This is a genomic window from Priestia sp. BR_2 (assembly GCF_041954005.1).
Lineage (GTDB): Bacteria > Bacillota > Bacilli > Paenibacillales > Paenibacillaceae > Paenibacillus_AQ > Paenibacillus_AQ lautus_A.
On record NZ_JAVFHM010000166.1, the window covers coordinates 109,221 to 124,051 of the forward strand.

Annotated in this window: 12 protein-coding genes; 2 read left to right on the top strand and 10 right to left on the bottom strand. The window is 51.2% G+C overall.

All coding sequences use genetic code 11. From position 1 onward, the window contains the following. Positions 1-69: 69 nt before the first annotated feature. The 8 genes from RB298_RS08005 to adhE all read right to left on the bottom strand — a co-directional run bounded on the left by RB298_RS08005 (position 70) and on the right by adhE (position 12,044). Positions 70-855, bottom strand: a complete 786-nt coding sequence (locus tag RB298_RS08005; RefSeq protein ID WP_486046696.1) for a response regulator transcription factor — start codon at positions 853-855, stop codon at positions 70-72. After that, on the bottom strand, positions 833-2,689 hold the full coding sequence (locus RB298_RS08010; protein WP_090910995.1) for a cache domain-containing sensor histidine kinase: 1,857 nt from the start codon (positions 2,687-2,689) through the stop codon (positions 833-835). The genes RB298_RS08005 and RB298_RS08010 overlap by 23 nt, the downstream gene beginning before the upstream one ends. 22 nt (positions 2,690-2,711) lie before the next feature. After that, positions 2,712-3,539, bottom strand: a complete 828-nt coding sequence (locus RB298_RS08015; protein ID WP_015734433.1) for a carbohydrate ABC transporter permease — start codon at positions 3,537-3,539, stop codon at positions 2,712-2,714. After that, positions 3,539-4,423, bottom strand: coding sequence for a carbohydrate ABC transporter permease (locus tag RB298_RS08020; protein WP_015734432.1), 885 nt, complete (start codon positions 4,421-4,423; stop codon positions 3,539-3,541). Before RB298_RS08020 ends, RB298_RS08015 begins: the two co-directional genes overlap by 1 nt. 92 nt (positions 4,424-4,515) lie before the next feature. Then, a complete protein-coding gene (locus RB298_RS08025) occupies positions 4,516-5,874 on the bottom strand; it encodes an ABC transporter substrate-binding protein (RefSeq protein WP_452519647.1) in 1,359 nt (452 codons plus the stop codon). A 222-nt stretch (positions 5,875-6,096) separates the two neighbouring features. Then, entirely contained in the window at positions 6,097-6,822 is a 726-nt protein-coding gene (pflA, locus tag RB298_RS08030) for a pyruvate formate-lyase-activating protein (protein WP_096773216.1), read from the bottom strand. Between the two features lie 43 nt (positions 6,823-6,865). Continuing rightward, positions 6,866-9,112: a formate C-acetyltransferase gene (gene pflB, locus RB298_RS08035; protein ID WP_096773215.1), complete on the bottom strand. Its 2,247-nt coding sequence runs from the start codon at positions 9,110-9,112 to the stop codon at positions 6,866-6,868. A 319-nt stretch (positions 9,113-9,431) separates the two neighbouring features. Continuing rightward, a complete protein-coding gene (gene adhE, locus RB298_RS08040) occupies positions 9,432-12,044 on the bottom strand; it encodes a bifunctional acetaldehyde-CoA/alcohol dehydrogenase (protein ID WP_486046701.1) in 2,613 nt (870 codons plus the stop codon). 275 nt (positions 12,045-12,319) lie between these two features. Here adhE and RB298_RS08045 point away from each other — a divergent pair, with 275 nt between their 5' ends. Together RB298_RS08045 and RB298_RS08050 are read left to right on the top strand one after the other, a co-directional pair. After that, positions 12,320-13,045, top strand: coding sequence for a Crp/Fnr family transcriptional regulator (locus RB298_RS08045; RefSeq protein WP_486046703.1), 726 nt, complete (start codon positions 12,320-12,322; stop codon positions 13,043-13,045). Positions 13,046-13,135: 90 nt separating this feature from the next. Then, positions 13,136-13,294, top strand: a complete 159-nt coding sequence (locus RB298_RS08050; RefSeq protein WP_009595014.1) for a hypothetical protein — start codon at positions 13,136-13,138, stop codon at positions 13,292-13,294. A 376-nt stretch (positions 13,295-13,670) separates the two neighbouring features. Here the strand turns inward: RB298_RS08050 and RB298_RS08055 are convergent, their stop codons facing one another. Together RB298_RS08055 and nirD are read right to left on the bottom strand one after the other, a co-directional pair. Beyond that, positions 13,671-14,459, bottom strand: coding sequence for a formate/nitrite transporter family protein (locus tag RB298_RS08055; RefSeq protein WP_375120949.1), 789 nt, complete (start codon positions 14,457-14,459; stop codon positions 13,671-13,673). Positions 14,460-14,506: 47 nt separating this feature from the next. Further along, positions 14,507-14,824, bottom strand: coding sequence for a nitrite reductase small subunit NirD (gene nirD / locus RB298_RS08060; RefSeq protein ID WP_009595012.1), 318 nt, complete (start codon positions 14,822-14,824; stop codon positions 14,507-14,509). Positions 14,825-14,831 lie beyond the last annotated feature (7 nt).

Below are 14,831 nucleotides of genomic sequence, written 5' to 3' on the forward strand. Positions count from 1 at the left end.
TAGAGGACGCCCGCAAGTCGGAAGTAGAAGTCCTGATGATTATCTGCCTGCTTTCGTCCCATCAAAGACTCAGAGACTCGGCTCTCCGGACATTTCCCGGAATTCGGATGGCGTCATGCCGGTAGCCTTTTGAAATACCTTGGTAAAATACCGCCGCTCATGATAACCGACAAAGGAACCGATCTGTGCAATGTTCTTGTCGCTGTTCACTAACAGGAATTTGGCCGCCTCCATCCGCTGTCTCGTCAAATACTCCACGAAGGTAAGTCCGACATGATTCTTGAACAGCAAGCAGAAATAACTGGAGCTGATGCCCAGATGCTCCGAAAGCTCCTCGATCCCCAAATCCTGTCCCATGTGGATGTTGATGTACTCCAGGGCGGACGATACCAATTGTTCGGGCGTTTTCTTAACGGCTTCGGGGTTCGGTGCCTCGTCGATCAGCGAAACGGTATTGTAATACTTTTCTTTCGCCCTCTTCTTGCGGATTTCCTCCCCGATCTCCCGAATCTTCATCTCAAGCTCCCCGTAATGAATCGGCTTGCTGATATAATCCTTAACCCCCAGCTTGATCGCTTCACGGGCATATTCAAATTCCTGATAACCCGTCAGCAAGAAGATTTCCGCCCGGCTTCCTTTCTCCCGGATCTTCGTAATGAAGGTCAGCCCGTCCATGACGGGCATCCGGATATCGCACAGAATCAAATCCGGGTTATACTGATCCGCTACTTCAAGTGCTTCCATCCCGCTGCGGGCAAGTCCGACCACCTTCATGCCCATCTCTTCCCAAGGCAGAACCTTGCTGAGATTGTTCAGGATGGGCGCCTCATCATCAACCAATAATGCCTTCAGCATGCTGCCCTTCCCCCCTGTCATAATTGGGTATGACGCATTGTATAACGGTGCCGCCGGGGCGGCTGGAGCATATGAACAGCCCATAATAAGGACCGTACTGAATTCTAAGCCGATCGGCCACGCTTCGCAGTCCAAGTCCCCGCCGTTCCTGGTTTACTTTCAGGTTCTGCATCGTCGTCTGCTCGGATACGCCATCCTCGGACACCATATACTCGAACATGGACAACTGCTCAGAGGTCATGCCGAGTCCGTTGTCCTCCACCCGGATTACGACATTGCCGAGCTCCTTCCAAGCAGAGATGCGTATCCATCCCGTATAGGAAATTCCCTCAAAACCATGCTGGATGCTGTTCTCCACCAGGGGCTGCAGCGTCAGCTTCAGAATGCGGCTGTGCATAAGCTCTTTCGGCACGTCGATTTCGTATTCGAACAGATCCTCGAACCGAAACTTTTGAATTTCAAGATAACTTTGAAGATGCTTGATTTCTTCATCCAGCGTAATTTCTTCTTTGTCCTGTATGCTGATCCGCAATATGCTGGCAAGCCGGTACACCATCTCGCTGACCTTGCGCCCTTCATTCTGGACCGCAAGGACATTGATCGACTCCAACGTGTTAAACAGGAAGTGCGGCTTGATCTGTGCTTGCAGCACACGCATTTCCGCATCGGTCTTCTGCCTTTGCTCCTTTTTGATCTGCGCGAACAGATTGTTGATACGGTTCATCAAATTGTTGAACCCTTTCGACAGCAGCAGAAGCTCATCCTCGCCCTTCTCTTCCACTCTTGCATTCAAATCCCCATCCTCCACGCGGCGCATAAACCGCACGATGACGGCAATCGTGCCGGTAATCCGGTTCATGAACAGGCGGTTGAACACAATCGCGGTAACCAGACAGATCCCCATGATGACAAAAAACCATTTGGCAAAGGAAGTTACCTCTTGCGACAGCGAGTTCCAATCGGTCACCGAGACGATATTCCAGCCATAATCGTTCAGATGATAAATGGAAACAATATTTTCTTTGCCGTTAAACTTGGCTTTAAAGCTTTGATAGCCTTGCTTAAACTCAACGTCACGCTTCATGTATTGACTGATATTTTGACCATCCATGCCGTTCTGCGGGTCAAACAGAATGAAGCCTTCATTGTTGACCAGCATGAATGAGGTGTTCTGCAGGTTGTTAGGGAGCGTCAGATTGCGGAAAATCTCCTCGAACTCCCATCTCTTGATCTGGACGACGAGAATTCCCAGCTTGCGGAGCGTCGTGACGTCTTTTATCAGCCTGATCTGGGTAAACACCGGATCCGCCCCCGTCAGTTCCGGAAATTCGTGCGGAGCCAGCCATTTAGGAATCCCGTTCAGCTTCACAACCTCTTCATACAAGGGACTGTTCTTAAACTGCTCATAAGGAAGCGTCCTGAAATCCTCTTTACTGAATATCGGAATGGGTGCTGATTCTTTGTTGAAATGATATAGAAACGCATAACTGATGGCAGGGTGATTATAGAGGAGATTGCGAAAGCTTCGCTGCCTGTCGTTCAATTTCAGCTGGTCCGCATTGGATTCCTTAATCAGGTTCTGCGCATCAGGATCCTTGGCATTCAGCGCCATTGCGAAGACGGAGGTGGCAATCCCGTTATCCGTGACGTACTCCATCTCCTTAAACACGTTCAAAATGCTGTAGCTGATCGCTTTTAGCGAATATTCGGCTTGCTGGCTGTACTTTTCCTCAATCGAGTTGTAGGTAATAAAGAATGTAAATAGGCCCAGCACAAATAACGGAATAATAATGAGCCCCAAAAAGGCCGTGAATAGTTTGTTCCGCAAATTCATACGCATGCTCCTGCTCCTCGTATTACCCCTTGACGCTTCCTGCGGTGACGCCTTCAATGATTTTCTCTTGCAGAACGGCATAGATGATAAGGACCGGCAGCACGCTGAATACGATCCCCGCCGACATCTGGGCGTAGTTCATATTGTAAGCGTCCCTGAAACCGACCATTCCGACAGGCAGCGTTCTCAGTTCATCATTCGATAGGAAGTAGTTAGCAAGCAAGAATTCGTTCCAGTTACCCAGGAAATTGATGATGAACACGGTAACGATAGCCGGAACGGTCAGAGGTAAGATAATTCTAGCAAACAAGCCTCCGGACCTCAATCCGTCTATGACCGCGGCTTCCTCGATTTCACCGGGCAGCGACCGCATGAAGGCGGCCAGAATAATCACAGAAAACGGGATGGCATTGGCAACATAGGGCAGAATCAGGGCCATATGCGTATTCAGAATATCCAGCTGCCTCATGATGCCATAAATCGGCAGCAAGAGGGAGTTATTCGGGATCAGCATCCCGATCAAAATACATTGAAAGATGATCGCGCTGATCCGGTTGTATCTCATCCGCGTCACGGCAAAAGCCAGCATTGCCGCAAACAGGATCGATAAGCAGGCCGACAGCACGCCGATGTATAAGCTGTTCCAGAAATACGTGCTGATCTTGGCGCTCACCCAAGCGTTCACGTAGTTATCAAACACCAACGTGCTTGGCAATCCAAACGGGTTCGTTGCAATGGACTGGTTATCCACCTTCACGGATGAGAACAGGACGAACAGGAACGGATACAGGATGACGAGCAAATAAGCCATCAGGAAAATGTGCGGAATCAGTTTCTTTAGTGCCCTCATCAGTATTCAATCCTTTCGTTGCGTCTGGCGATCAGCACCTGGTAGAGCACCGTTACGATAATCGTGAAGAGGAAAATCAACACGGCGATCGAATTGCCGAAGCCATGCTTGAAACTCGTAATCGCGTATCGAATCATATATGTTGCCATAACGTCGGTGGAGCCGGCCGGCCCGCCCTTGGTCATAACCAGGATAATGTCCGCGGCTTTCATGGCTCCCGCAATCGAAAGCATGATCACAACGGAGATAATAGGCATTATTAGTGGAAGCGTGATTTTGGTAGCCCTTTGGACGCCTGTCGCTCCGTCAATTGCCGCAGCTTCGTCAAGCTCCTTGGGAATGGACAGAATTGCGGCAAGGACCATCACAATGTAAAAGCCGGTCCATTGCCAAGCGTTCGTAATCAAGATGGCGATCATGGCCCATTTGCGATCCGACAGCCAGTAGATCGGCTCGATGCCAACCAATCCCAACATCTCATTCATCAGGCCAAAGTCCGGATTGTAGATGAATCCCCACAAAATGCCGATGACAGCCGTCGACATGATGGAAGGTGCGAAAACCGCTGTTTTATACAGCCCCTTCAAACGTTTGACGTTGGCGATAAGCAGGGAGAAAACCACGATGATCGGAACCTGGATCAAGCAGGAAAAAAGTATGAAATAGACATTGTTTCGGACCGCCTTCCAGAAGGCATCGTCATTCAGGGCGGTCACATAGTTATCGAGCCCGATGTACTTCACGTCTTTGGAGATGCCGTTCCAGCTCGTAAAGCTGTTGTCAAACGCAGTGAAGATGGGATATATGAAAAAAGCCAGAAACAGCAAGAATGCCGGCAGCACAAAAACGATGTAAATCAGAGGATTTCTCAGCGCTCTGTTCATGGTAACCTCCGTATTGATGTCTGATGTTGTTTAGGCGAAAGGGCACCCCCATATGCCTTTAGCGGGTGGTGCCCTTTCGTCTGGAATTTTAGTTATTCCTCTGAAGCATTAGCCGCTTCCTGTGCTGCTTGAACATTCTCCAGCATCTTCTCGGCATCGAGCTCGCCGCCGATCACCTGCTGGATTCCCATGCTCAGCGCCGTGTTTACGTCGGCTTGGACAAGCGCATCGAAGGCAGGGAAGGATTTGTTGATTTCGCTGACGCCTTTGAAAATGTCCTGCATCAGCGGATCATCCGACGTGGAATTCATCGTTTCCAGATCCATCTTCATCGCCGGCAGTACTCCGTCTTCCTTGAGCCCGCGCAGCTGCATTTCATCCGTCCACATATTTTTGATGAATTCTTTAACCGCTTGAAGCTTGCGAGGATCCTCTGCTACCGCCGCCGAGAAGCCATATCCGTTGTTAGCGTCCTGCATGACGATGACAGGGTCGCCTTCATTCACCGGAGGCAAATTGAAATAGCCGATCTTGCCGACCATGTCGCCCGCTTGCGCCGGATCTCTAAATACGGAGTTCGCCCACGATCCGTCCATCATCATGACGGCTTCCCCGGTGATGATTTGATTTCTCATGTCCGCGTATTCAAAGCCGAGCTCGCCTTTTTTGAAGTACCCTTTCTCCACCCATTCCTGATGTTTCTTCACGCCTTCCACGACTTTCGGATCGGTCCATTTGGTTTCCCCGGTCTTGAAGCCGTAAGTCACCTCCGCTCCTGCATAATAACTCCACAGGTTATTCGTGGTCATGAGCGGAATCCATGCATCCTTGGAAGATTGCGCGAACGGAATTTTGCCGTCGGCCTTGATGGCTTCGGCGATCTGCTCAAGTTCCGCCAACGTTTTTGGTACGCTCAGACCTTTCTGGGTGAAGTAATCCTTGTTATAGAAAATACCTTCGATGGAACCGCCGATCGGCAAACCATAGATCTTGCCGTCATGCGTGAACGGGTCCAGTGTCGTAAATTTGTCCTTTATGCCGAGCTCATCCAGGATTGGGGTCAAATCGAGCATCAAGCCTTCTTTGGAATATACGCCTGCATCGGGGCTTCCGAATACGTCGAATACTTCCGGCGGCTTGCCGGCAGCCATCTCGCCTCTCAGCTTCTCTTTACGATTCACTTCAGAGTCTACAGCGTCCAGCTTGATTTTAAGCCCGGGCACCGCTTCTTCGGTTTTGCTGACCACATCGTTCAGCAATGCGAGACGGAACTTCTTGGATTCGCCAACTTGCGTATGGCGAATGGTGATTTCAAACGGCTCATTGCTCACCGTTCCTTCCGAGCCGCCTGACGGCTTTTCTGCCGCCTTGTCACCGCCGCCGCATGCAGACAAAAGCGTGGATGAGACGAACAAAAGCGACATGAATAATGCCAGACCCTTTTTCTTCATTGTCTTTGACCCTCCCGAAGTGTTTGTATATTGATAGGCGCTTTCCTTACATCTTCATTATAGAAAGCGATTCCACTTTACGATAGGTCGATATTTTTCTATCCAAGGGATAATATCCTCTACAAAAAACAATAACCCTTCCATTTGAGGAAAGGTTATTGTTATTAATGATAACATATTATGTTTAATATTATACAACTAAAATGAGTTCAGAGCCGACGGCTATTTCTCGGGAATTTCGCCAATCAACCGGTAGGCGCGTGCGACTTCTTCCTCGGACGGTGAAGGTACGCCCTCCAACGGATAGGCCATACCGAGCTCCTTCCATTTGTACACGCCCATCTGATGGTATGGCAGGATCTCGAACTTCTCCACGCCGTGCAGCGTGCGGATGAATTGACCGAGCGCCACCAAATCGTCCTCGCTGTCATGGATGCCCGGCACGTAGACGTGCCGGATCCACATGTTCCGACCATGGTCGGACAGCCAGCGGGCGGTCTTCAGCGTCCTTTCATTGGACTTGCCTGTCAGCTTGATGTGCTTCTCGTCGTTGATATGCTTCAGATCAAGGAGGACCAAGTCGGTATGCTCGAGCAATTCCGATATTTTATCCGGCTCGTTATACCCGTTGCTGTCCAGGGTCGTATGCAAATTCCAGCGGCGCTTCACTTCCTTGAACAGCTCCGTGACAAAAGGATACTGCAGCGTCGGCTCACCGCCCGAAACGGTGAGTCCTCCACCCGATGACCGGTAGTAGCTCAGATAAGGCTCAATCTCTCGGAGGACGTCATCCACTGTCATTTCATGTCCTTCATGAAGTCCCCAGGTATCCGGGTTGTGGCAGTATTGACACTTCAGGAGGCAGCCCTGCATGAAGAGCACAAAGCGGATACCCGGACCGTCCACCGTTCCGAACGTTTCTATGGAGTGTACATGACCTTTTAGCATGGTGCGTCATCCTTTCTGTATCCGCTATGGTTGTCTTCCATCCTTACATCGATCCGTGGAAGGTACGGTTAATGACATCGAGCTGCTGTTCGCGCGTCAGTTTGACGAAGTTGACCGCATAGCCGGATACCCGGATGGTTAACTGCGGATAATTCTCCGGATGCTCCATCGCATCGATCAGCTGCTCACGGTCAAACACGTTCACGTTCAAATGGTGGGCCTTGCTGCCAAAGTATCCGTCCAGCATGGCAACCAGATTGTTTACCCGAATGTCGCTTTCTTTGCCCAGGGCTTTCGGCACGATCGAGAACGTATTCGAGATGCCGTCCAGACTGTCCTCATAAGGCAGCTTGGCCACGGAAGTCAGCGAAGCGAGGGCTCCCTTCTTATCGCGTCCGTGCATCGGGTTTGCGCCCGGCGCAAACGGCTCGCCTGCTTTGCGTCCATCCGGCGTGGTTCCTGTCTTCTTGCCGTATACCACGTTCGACGTAATCGTGAGCACCGATTGGGTCGGCATGGCATCGCGGTAGGCTTTGTGCTTGCGGATCATGCTCATGAAGGCCTCGACCAGTTCAACGGCGATGCCGTCCACGCGGTCGTCGTTGTTGCCGTAGCATGGGAAATCGCCCTCGATTTCAAAATCCACCGCAATCCCTTGCTCATTGCGTACCGGCTTCACCTTCGCATATTTAATCGCGCTCAGCGAATCCGCTGCTACGGACAAGCCCGCTATGCCGCATGCCATCGTCCGCAGGATATCGCGGTCGTGAAGCGCCATTTCAATCCGCTCGTAGCTGTATTTGTCATGCATGTAGTGAATCACGTTGAGGGTATTCATGTAGAGCTTCGCGAGCCATTCCATCATCGGCTTGAAGCGCTTCATGACCTCGTCATAACTCAGAACCTCAGCGGTGATCGCCGGATATTCCGGTCCGACCTGGGCGCCGGATTTCTCATCCTTCCCGCCGTTGATTGCATACAGCAGCGCTTTGGCCAGGTTCGCTCTGGCTCCGAAGAACTGCATCTGCTTCCCGATGCGCATGGCGGATACGCAGCAGGCGATGCCGTAATCGTCCCCGTAGATCGGACGCATGAGATCGTCATTCTCATATTGGATCGAGCTCGTTTCGATCGATACCTTCGAACAGTATTTTTTGAAGGCCTCCGGAAGCTTCTCCGACCACAGCACCGTCAAGTTCGGTTCCGGCGCAGGTCCCAGATTGTACAAGGTGTGCAGGAAACGGAAGCTGTTCTTGGTTACTCTCGTTTCACCGTTCAACGACATGCCGCCGATGGATTCGGTCACCCACGTCGGATCGCCGCTGAACAGCTCGTTGTAATCCGGCGTGCGCAGGAACTTCACGATCCGCAGCTTCATGACAAAATGGTCCACCAGCTCCTGGGCTTTCTCTTCCGTCAGGATGCCTTCAGCCAAATCCCGCTGGATATAAATATCGAGGAAAGAAGATACCCGGCCAAGCGACATGGCAGCGCCGTTTTGCTCCTTGATCGCGGCCAAATAACCGAAATACAGCCATTGGAATGCTTCCTTCGCCGTATTCGCAGGTTTGGAAATGTCAAAGCCGTGCATGCCGGCCATTTCTTTCAGTTCCTTGAGGGCGCGCATTTGTTCGGACAGCTCTTCCCGCAGACGGATCACCGGCTCGTCCATGGCGTCCACTTCAAGCTCGCCGAGTTCTCTCAGTTTGTCCTGGATCAGCGCGTCCACGCCGTATAACGATACTCTGCGGTAGTCGCCGATGATGCGGCCGCGGCCGTATGCATCGGGAAGACCCGTAATAATCCCGGCTTTGCGCGCTGCTCTCATCTCCGGAGTATAGGCATCGAATACGCCCTGGTTATGCGTTTTGCGGATGCCGTTGAAGATATCCACTACCGCCTGCGGCATTTCGAAGCCGTATGCGTTGCACGCATCAATCATCATCCGGATGCCCCCGAAAGGCTGAATCGAGCGTTTGAACGGCTCGTCGGTCTGCACGCCGACGATCTGTTCTTTATCTTTATCCAAGTAGCCAGGCTGGTGGGAGGTGATGGTGGAAGGCGTATGAACATCCACGTCCAAAACCCCGCCGTTATCCCGCTCCTTCTTGGTTAAATCCGATACGATATCCCACAATGCCTTGGTGTTGTCCGTAGGTCCCGCCAAGAAATCATCAGAGCCATAATAAGGGGTAATATTCTCTGCAATAAAATCGTTAACGTCAACGCGCTTGGTCCATTTACCTGATTTAAAACCTTTCCAACCAACTTCTTTTTCAATCACCGACATATTGAATCCCTCCTAGATTATGCTGCAGCTTGCAGGGGCTGGCGGGGACACACATTGATCTATCTCAGATCTTAAATGTGATTATTTTCACGATCAATGGCATCTCTGCCCCGCCATGTGCCTTCAAGCTTCTATATCAAAGATCTGAGATTCAGCTTTCTGCTACACCTTTATTGTAGTCCTGTTGATCCGCAGCATCTGTGATAAAAATCACAAAGTTGTGGTAATCCGTGATTTTTATCACTCTGATTCCGGGCTCCCCTGGCTTCTACCACCATTTATAATGGAATTTAGGATCATCCTTCTGTCCCATTCCTGTTTAGAAACGTCCATAGAAGGCGTTGCGATATACTTCTGCCAGCTCCGTCACCAGCGGCAGCTTCGGATTGCTGGTCGTGCACTGATCTTCGAAAGCCCGGTCCGCCAAATGCTCGACGTTTCTCTCGAAGTCCTGTGGATCGATGCCCAGCTGCTGGAACGATTCCTCGATGCCGAGCTTGCTGTTCAGCTCGCGGATGGCGGCGATCAGGCTGTTTACGCCCTCCTCCGTCGTTCTTGCCGGCAGTCCAAGAATCCGTGCGATCTCGGCATATCTTTCATCGGCCACAAAGTGGGTGTATTTCGGCCATGCCGCGAATTTCGTTGGCTTCTTGGCATTGTAGCGAATGACGTGCGGCATCAGTATGGCATTGGTCCGTCCGTGCGCCGTATGGTACTGTCCGCCCCATTTATGCGCCAGACTGTGGTTGATGCCCAGGAACGCGTTCGCAAAGGCCATGCCTGCAAGCGTCGAAGCATTATGCATTTTCTCGCGGGCGAGTTTGTCGCCGGTCAGCGCCGATTGCTCAAGATACTGGAACACCAGCTGTATGGCTTTGATGGCAAGCCCATCCGTGTAATCGCTGGCCATCACCGATACGTAGGCTTCAATCGCATGCGTCAGGACGTCCATGCCGGTATCGGCCACCGCCTTTTTAGGCAAGGTGTACACGAATTCCGGATCGATGATCGCCACGTCCGGCGTCAGCTCATAGTCTGCCAGCGGGTATTTGGTATTTCCCTGCACTTTGTCCGTGATGACGGCAAACGAAGTTACTTCCGAGCCCGTTCCCGACGTTGTCGGAATGGCTACGAATTTCGCCTTTCGTCCCAGCTTCGGATATTTATAGACCCGTTTTCGGATATCCATGAATTTTTGCTTCAGGTTGTTGAAATCCGTATCCGGATATTCATAGAACAGCCACATTGCTTTTGCGGCATCCATAGGCGATCCGCCGCCGAGGGCGATGATGCAGTCCGGCTGAAACCGTTCCAGCATCTCCGTACCCCGTTCTACGGTCGTTGTCGATGGATCCGGCTCGACTTCCGAGAACACCTCGATGGCTACCGGCAGTCTGCGCTGACGCAGGTAATGCTCTACCCGCTCCACATATCCCAGCTTCACCATCATGGGGTCGGTTACGATCGCGACGCGGGTGATGTCAGGCATTTTGGCGAGATACTGCGTCGAGCCTTTTTCAAAGTAAATTTTGTCCGGCACTTTAAACCACTGCATATTCACGGTTCTGCGGTTCACCCTTTTCACGTTGATGAGATTGACGGCCGTCACGTTCGACGACGTGGAATTCCGGCCATACGAACCGCAGCCGAGCGTCAGCGATGGCAGGTTCGTGTTGTAGATATCCCCAATGCCGCCTTGCGAGGAAGGCTGGTTGACCAGGATGCGGCAGGTCTTCATGCGATCCGAAAATTTCAGGATGACGTCCTCATTGTGCGAGTGGATGACCGACGAGTGGCCCATGCCGCCAAAAGCAACCATCTCTTCGGCGCGCGCGATGCCCTCTTCCGCATCTTTCACTTTATAGCAGGCCAGCACCGGGCTCAGCTTCTCGGCGGACAACGGATAAGCAGGACCGACTCCCTCCAGCTCGGCGACCAGGATCTTGGTGCTTTCCGGTACCTCAAAGCCGCAAGCCTCGGCAATCTTGGCTGCCGGCTGTCCGACGATGGTAGGATTGACGGCGCATTTATCCGCTACCATGGCATGCGCAGTCAGCTTCGCCAGCTCTTCCTTGTTCACGAAATAACAGCCGCTGGCGATCATTTTTTTCTTCACGGTATGATAGATCGGCTCCTCTATAATGACGGCTTGCTCGGATGCGCAGATCATGCCGTTATCAAACGTCTTGGATAGAATCAAGTCGTTCACCGCTTGATCGAGGTCCGCACTCTTCTCGATGAAGCACGGCACGTTGCCGGGACCTACGCCGAGGGCTGGCTTGCCGCAGCTGTATGCTGCTTTGACCATCGCCGATCCCCCCGTAGCCAGAATGCAGGCAACGTCAGGATGGTTCATGAGTGTATTGGTTTTATCCATGGAAGGAGCCTCGATCCACTGGATGCAGTCGGCCGGAGCGCCTTGTTTCACGGCGGCGTCCCGCAGGATGAGCGCGGCTTCCCTGCTGCATGCCTGCGCGGATGGATGGAAGCCGAAGATGATCGGGTTTCTTGTTTTGATGGAGATCAGCGCCTTGAATATGGTGGTCGAGGTCGGATTGGTTACCGGTGTGATCCCCATGATGATCCCGATCGGCTCCGCAATTTTTTGGAAGCTGTCATAGGCATTGTCTTCGATGATACCTACCGTTTTGTCGTACTTGATGCTGTTGTGGATATACTCCGTGGCAAACAGGTTTTTGATGATTTTGTCTTCATACACGCCGCGGCCCGTTTCTTCAACCGCCATTTTCGCCAGCTGCATGTGCTTCTCAAGTCCGGCCATGGCCATGGCCTGCACAATTCCGTCGACTTGCTCCTGATCGAGTTTCATAAACTTTTCTTTGGCCCGATTCGCCTTGTCGATCAGACCTTGAATGTACTCTGCTGCCGTTTGTCCCTTCACTTCAACCGTTGTTCCTTTGCTCACAGCCATATCTCTCATCCTCCCATGGTTCATGTTCTTTTTTGTCTACGCTTCGATCGTAACACAGACGCTCCTTAAATCATGTGAAATATTTCACAATATTAAAATTTATCTTTTCTGTGTGATTTATACCTGTCTTTTCCCTCTTTCAAGTGAAAGAGATCACAATGTTTGAAAATTCGCCATGATTTCCCTCTTGTTCCGCCCCACAAGTGAATGTTTTCACGTTATAATGTATTTAAAGATTAAACAGATCAAATTTTAGGATGTTAGGGGATACCACCATGAAAACTGTAGACCATGTAATGGAAATCGAAAACTTAGGGAACACGCAGTGCTTCTCGGAACAAAACCGCAACCGTCTGCTGGTCACCATGAAGGAAAGGGTACTCCCTGAAGGATCGCATTTGTTCTGGGAAGGCGACTTCGCCGACAAGCTGTACTTCGTTAAACAAGGAAGAATTAAATTAACCAAATCGACGGATGAAGGCAAAGAGCTTATTCTATATATGTACCATCCAGGAGACATGGTCGGGCAAGCCGATCCATTCTTCAGCAACAACCACAGTTTTTCGGCAGAGGTGCTTGAGGACAGCGTAGTCGGGGTCATCGAGCACAAGGATCTGGAGCTGCTGATCTGCCAGCATTGCGACTTCGCGATTGATTTCATGAAGTGGATGGGTATACACCACCGCATCACGCAGACCAAATTCCGTGATCTCATGATGTACGGCAAGCCCGGCGCATTAACGTCGACGCTGATTCGTCTGGGCAATACCTACGGGCAGCATCAAGAGGATGGCACCATTCTCATCAACAAAAAGATCACCCACACCGATCTTTCGAACATGATCGGGGCCACCCGCGAAAGCGTGAACCGGATGCTAAGCGACCTTCGCAAAAAGGATGTCATCGAATATGCCGGCGGCATGATTGTTATCAAAGATCTGCCGATGCTGCAGGAAATATGCCACTGCGAGCTGTGTCCGAACGAAATCTGCCGGATTTGATCCGCCTAAAGCCCCTTCGGTGCATAATATACGGGCATCTGCTTACAATAAGCCTTGTCTTTCCAATCCAAATCAAAGGGAGTGCTCAGCATGCGTGAAGGTTTGATTCCTGCAGTTCTTGGAACCGTGGTTTCTGCTTCGGGTGCCGCTCTGCTTTGCAGCAGGTATAAATTCGCTGCAACCGGTATTCTAGGCTTCGGACTGGCTCATATGGTGCTTGGTGCGATCGACCTGGTGGAACATCGGTAAACGATTTGGAAGGCAAGATTCTCACGGCTGTCCTTTCAGTTCAATGACTGAGGAGGACAGCTTATTTATGCTATTGCCCTCCTGCTCCTTCAGCGATGGCATATCCAAAAGCGTTTCCCAAAAGAATATTACATCTGACGGGAAGCCCACTATTTCTGTTTGGGGACGTTCCGTGTGCGCATCGTTCCTCCCATTGCCTTTGTCCCAAATTTCTTGGAACGGTTGTATCTTTACAAAAAAAGAAACCGTTGCTTGGCGAATGGACGAATGACAGACCATTGACCAAGAACGGTTTCTTTGTTTATTCACCAGGTTGGACTTTCTCTGACAATGAACTAGGAGGATGGAATTCCTCCGTTTCACCGCCTATCACAGCTTACTTTTGCTTGTTCCCTTTTCCCGAAGAGATAAACCAGTAAGCCATGCCTACAAACAACCCGCCGCCAATGATATTCCCCAGCGTGACCGGCACCATGTTGCTGATCCAGCCGCCGATGGATACCGTCTCGGGATGTCCCGGCAATATCGTCGCCAGCGTCAGAAGCGACATGTTCGCTACGCTATGCTCATACCCTGTCGCAATGAAGGCGAACAGGCACCACCATATTAAAATCAGTTTCGTGGTTTCTCCTTTGGCCCGAATCCCCATCCACAGGGCCAGACATACAAGCCAGTTACATAATATGCCTCTAAAAAACAGCTCCATGAACGGATCGTTCATTTTCTTGGCCGCTGCCGTGAAGATGAGATGATCGGGCGGCAGCCCTTTGAACAGGCCGGAAGCGTAAACCAGATAGCTGAGCAGGACCGCTCCCGCCAAATTGCCGATAAACACAAGGCCCCAGTTTTTCAGCGTGTCCCCCATCGTCGTTCGTTTCGATAACGTGCTTATCGTAAAAAACATATGATTTCCGGTGAACAGCTCTGAACCGGCAAACACAACCAACGTGAGCGCAATCCCGAATGCGGCTCCCATGACGAGGGACTGGAAAGGCGAACCGGCGGCTGCCAGCGGCGCGCCCAGCTTAAAGATTAATACGATCCCAATGCCGACATAAGCGCCGGCCAGCATGGCCGATACCATGTAACGCAGCAAGTTGTTGTTCATCTGCTCTTTTTTGGCGACCGCGGCATTGACGACGGCTTCCACATCATTGTTAAACATGGGTTACCACCTCTTGGTTTCGTCTGTTGAAGCTGCTTATTACGGCCTTATACACCTACCTCAACCTTTCCGTCCACGGCGCGAACCGGATATATCCGAACTTGGCCCTTATCCGGAGCCTGCACAAGCCCTGTCGAAAGCTCGATCTTCCAATCGTATAACGGATCGTAAATGTAATGCCCGGATACGATGGCTTCGGCTAACGGACCTCCTTTGGGATGCGGGCTTTTATTCTCCAAAGCAAACCATTGATGATCCGAGGTCCGGAAGACGGCAATCTCCCGGTCACCGATTTGGACCACCCTTCCGAGTTGCGACAGAAATTCATGTTCATTCCCTACCGTGATATAAGTTCCGGTTTCCATAATGCGC